We start from the raw sequence: 3,242 nt of genomic DNA, 5'->3' as shown, positions 1-3,242 counted from the left end.
CGTCGTGATCGTCCGGCGGCGGAGACGTTCACCACCGCACTGGCCACCCTCCACACCCGTGTTGCCGAAATCGATGCCACCGCAGTCCAGTTGGGGGCTGGAGGCCGACGTGTCGACCTGCCCACCTACCCCTTCCAACGCACCCGCTACTGGCTGGACCCCACGCCCACCCCTGTCCAGGTGCTCCCTGCCGGAGACACCGGTTCGGCCGAGGCCGCGGCGGTGGCCACCTCCGGGGCGGCCGACGAGACGGCAGGGCTCCGCTACCGCGTTGCCTGGCAGGCCGCCACCAAGGATCGTGGGAGCACCCGACCGGCGGGCCGCGTGCTGCTGATCGCCTCGGGCGACGACGCGACCGACTCCGGGATCGCCACCGCCATCGCAACGGAACTCAGCGTGCGTGGCGCAGAGGTGCGCACCGCGGTTCTGCCGGTCGGCACCGGACGCGATGCGGCCGAAGACCTGTTGCGGGCCTCCGGCGACGACAGTGACGCGGGCCGCGGCGGTACCCGCGACACGTGCGTCCTCTGGCTCGCCCCGGCCGAGCCCGACACGGCAGACGCCATCGCCCTGATCCAGGCGCTGGGCGAGGCCGGACCCAGTGCTCCGCTCTGGATCGTCACGCGCGACGCGGTGGCCGTTCAGCCGGGCGAGACACCGTCCGTTGGCGGGGCGCAGATCTGGGGGCTCGGCCAGGTCGCCGCTCTCGAACTGGCGCAGCGCTGGGGCGGCCTGGCGGACCTGCCCGGAAACCCTTCGCCCGCCACGCTCCGCACGTTTGTCGGGGCACTGCTCGGCGAGGACGAGGACAATCAGTTCGCGGTGCGGCCCTCCGGCGTGCACGTCCGCCGTGTGATACCCGTCCCCGCCCGTGTCGCGCGGGCCGCGCGGAAGGATCGGTTCGACCCGTCCGGCCTCTCCGACCCGTCCGGCGCGGCCGATGGTTCTGATGGCTCCGCCGACGCCGGTGACAGCGCGTTCGGGAACCGGCACACCACCGGTACCGTGTTGATCGTCGGAGGCACCGGTGCCCTCGGCGCTCAGGTCGCCCGCAGGATCGCCCGAGCGGGTGCCCCGCACCTGCTCCTGGTGGGCCGCCGCGGAGCGGCCGCGCCCGGTGCGGACGAACTGGTCGAGGAGCTGACCGCCCTCGGCACCGAAGTGACCGTCGCGGCATGCGACGCCACCGATCGCGACGCCCTCGCCGCCCTGCTCGCCGGCATTCGCGAGGACCGGCCGCTCACCGCCGTACTGCACACGGCCGGCGTGCTCGACGACGGTGTGCTCGACGCGCTCACCCCCGAGCGGATCGACGCCGTATTGCGCGCCAAGGTCACCGCGGCCGGCCACCTGGACGAGCTTACCGACGGGCTCGCGCTGGATGCCTTTGTGCTCTTCTCCTCCATCGTCGGGGTGTGGGGCAACGGGGGGCAGGCCAGCTACGCGGCCGCCAACGCCGCGCTGGATGCCGTGGCGCACAGGCGCCGGGCCCGGGGGCACCGCGCCACCTCCATCGCCTGGGGGCCGTGGTCCGGCGCCGGAATGGCAGCCGACACGGGCGCGAACTCCTTCGCGCGGGAGGGCATCGCGTCCCTGGATCCCGAGCGTGCGCTCCAGGTGCTGGACGACGTCGTCGGCACGGACGGGGCCTCCGTGGTGCCCGAGACCTCTCTGATCATCGCCGATGTGGACTGGGAGACATTCGTCGGGCGTTCCGTCGCCCGCCGCACCTGGCCCCTGTTCGACGGTGTTCCGGCCGCTCGCGCCGCGCGTTCCGCCCGGACCGCACAGGGCGGCGACCCCGCCGGGAGCGGAGGCGGAGCGGACGAGGACCGGCCCTGGCTTGCCGCATGCCTCTCCTCGACGGAACGCCGCCGGGCACTGCTCGACCTGGTGCGCGCCGAGGCCGCCGAGATCCTGCGCCACGGCGCGGCTGCCGCGGTCGACCCGGAGACCGCGTTCCGGTCCGCCGGGTTCGACTCCCTCACCGTGGTCGAACTGCGCAATCGTCTGACCGCCGCCACCGGGCTGAAACTGCCCAGCACCCTGCTGTTCGACTACCCCAACCCGAACGCGCTGGCCGGCCACCTGCACGACGAACTGTTCGGTACCGACAGCGAAGCGCCTTCCGAGGCGGACACGGAACCCCGGGCCACGGCCGACGAGCACGAGCCGATCGCGATCGTCGGTATGGCCTGCCGCTATCCGGGTGGCGTGGCCTCACCGGAGGACCTGTGGGACTTGGTGGACGGCGGTGGGCACGCGATCTCGTCCTTCCCCGCCGACCGTGGCTGGGACCTCGACGGGCTGTACGACCCGGAGCAGGGGGTCCCGGGCAAGAGCTATGTGCGTGAGGGCGGTTTCCTGCACGGGGCGGGCGAGTTCGACGCGGAGTTCTTCGGTGTGTCGCCGCGTGAGGCGGCGGCGATGGATCCGCAGCAGCGGCTGTTGCTGGAGACGTCGTGGGAGGCGTTGGAGCGGGCCGGGATCGTGCCGGACGCGCTGCGTGGCACCCGCACCGGAGTCTTCGCCGGCATCTCTCAGCAGGACTACGCCAGCCAGTTGGGTGACGCGGCCGAGACCTACGGTGGCCATGTGCTCACTGGCACCCTCGGCAGCGTGATCTCCGGTCGGGTCGCCTACACCTTGGGTTTGGAGGGGCCGGCGCTGACGGTTGATACGGCGTGTTCGTCGTCGCTGGTGGCGCTGCACCTGGCGGTGCAGTCGTTGCGGCGGGGTGAGTGTGATCTGGCGCTGGCCGGTGGTGTGACGGTGATGGCGACGCCGACGGTGTTCGTGGAGTTCTCCCGGCAGCGTGGGCTCGCTCCCGATGGGCGGTGCAAGGCGTTTGCCGAGGGTGCGGATGGCACGGCGTGGGCCGAGGGTGTGGGTGTGCTGCTGGTGGAGCGTCTCTCCGATGCCCGTCGTCACGGCCACGATGTGCTGGCGGTGGTGCGGGGCAGTGCCGTCAATCAGGACGGTGCGAGCAATGGTTTGACGGCGCCGAGTGGTCCGGCGCAGCGGAGGGTCATTCGTGAGGCGCTGGCCGATGCCGGTGTGGCCGCGGGTGACGTCGATGTGGTGGAGGCGCATGGGACGGGGACGCCGTTGGGTGATCCGATCGAGGCCGGTGCGCTGTTGGCGACGTATGGGCGTGATCGGGGTGCGGGCGGGGGGCCGTTGTGGTTGGGGTCGTTGAAGTCCAATATCGGGCATACCCAGGCCGCGGCCGGAGTCGCCGG

At 72.3% G+C, this 3,242-nt stretch carries 1 protein-coding gene; it reads left to right on the top strand.

Features of this window, described 5'->3' with window-relative positions:
• Positions 1–3,242, top strand: a 3,242-nt coding sequence (locus ACFZCY_RS45415; RefSeq protein ID WP_391187702.1) for an SDR family NAD(P)-dependent oxidoreductase, incomplete at both ends; no start/stop codon positions are given.

Source organism: Streptomyces sp. NPDC007983 (assembly GCF_042958345.1).
In the GTDB taxonomy this organism is placed as follows: Bacteria; Actinomycetota; Actinomycetes; order Streptomycetales; family Streptomycetaceae; genus Streptomyces.
Note: the sequence above shows the minus strand (reverse complement) of the source record. Positions and strands in the feature narration are given on the sequence as shown.